This is a genomic window from Kitasatospora putterlickiae (assembly GCF_039527695.1).
In the GTDB taxonomy this organism is placed as follows: domain Bacteria; phylum Actinomycetota; class Actinomycetes; order Streptomycetales; family Streptomycetaceae; genus Kitasatospora; species Kitasatospora putterlickiae.
In genome coordinates, this window is record NZ_BAAAKJ010000251.1 from 9,422 (window position 1) to 10,181 (window position 760).

Annotated in this window: 1 protein-coding gene; it reads left to right on the forward strand. The window is 76.1% G+C overall.

Translation table 11 applies throughout. The annotated features are described in order from the left end of the window. On the forward strand, window positions 1-404 hold a 404-nt coding region (locus ABD308_RS25225; protein ID WP_344338860.1), incomplete at its 5' end, for an MBL fold metallo-hydrolase. Window positions 405-760 lie beyond the last annotated feature (356 nt).

Below are 760 nucleotides of genomic sequence, written 5' to 3' on the forward strand. Positions count from 1 at the left end.
AACCGCTCGGCGAGCGGGCGGACTGGGTGGTCGGCTACCGCTTCAGCGAGGCGGACGGCCGGGCCGGCGCGGTCTACGCGCCCGGCCTCGCCGCCTGGACGCCCGCCCTCGACCGGGCGGTGGCCGGCGCCGACGTGGTGATCCTGGACGGCACCTTCGCCACCGACGACGAACTCGCCGAACGCACCGGCGGCGCCCGCACCTCGCGCGGCATGGGCCACCTGGCGGTCGCCGACTCGCTCCCCCACCTGGCCCGCCGGCCCGGCCCGCGCTACCTCTACACCCACCTCAACAACACCAACCCGCTCGCCCACCGGGGGTCGCCGGAGGCCGCCGCGCTGGCACCGGCGCTGGCGGCGGCGGGCGCGGCCGTCGCCGAGGACGGGACCCTGCTCGACCTGTGACGCCCGGCCGCACCGAGGCCCCGGCTGACCGTGTCCGGTCGAACCCGTCCACCCGTCGTTCACCGAACGGTGGCGCCCGGTATCGCCCTTCGCCACCGGGGGCCTGTCGGATCGTCGTGATACTAATCATTCCGATAAAGCGATCTGTCATGCACCGGCAGGCACGATGGTGACAGCCCGTCCGTTCCCGGGGGGACCGGACGGTGACGGGAGGGGCACGGCATGGTGAGCAGGAACAGCGAGGCCACGCGGGACGGCGGGAAGCCCGCCGGGGCCGAAACCCGGCAGGCAGGCCGGCCGGCCCGCCGCGCGGGGACACGTCGCAGCGCCCGGCGGCGTCCGCGCTGGCGACGAAC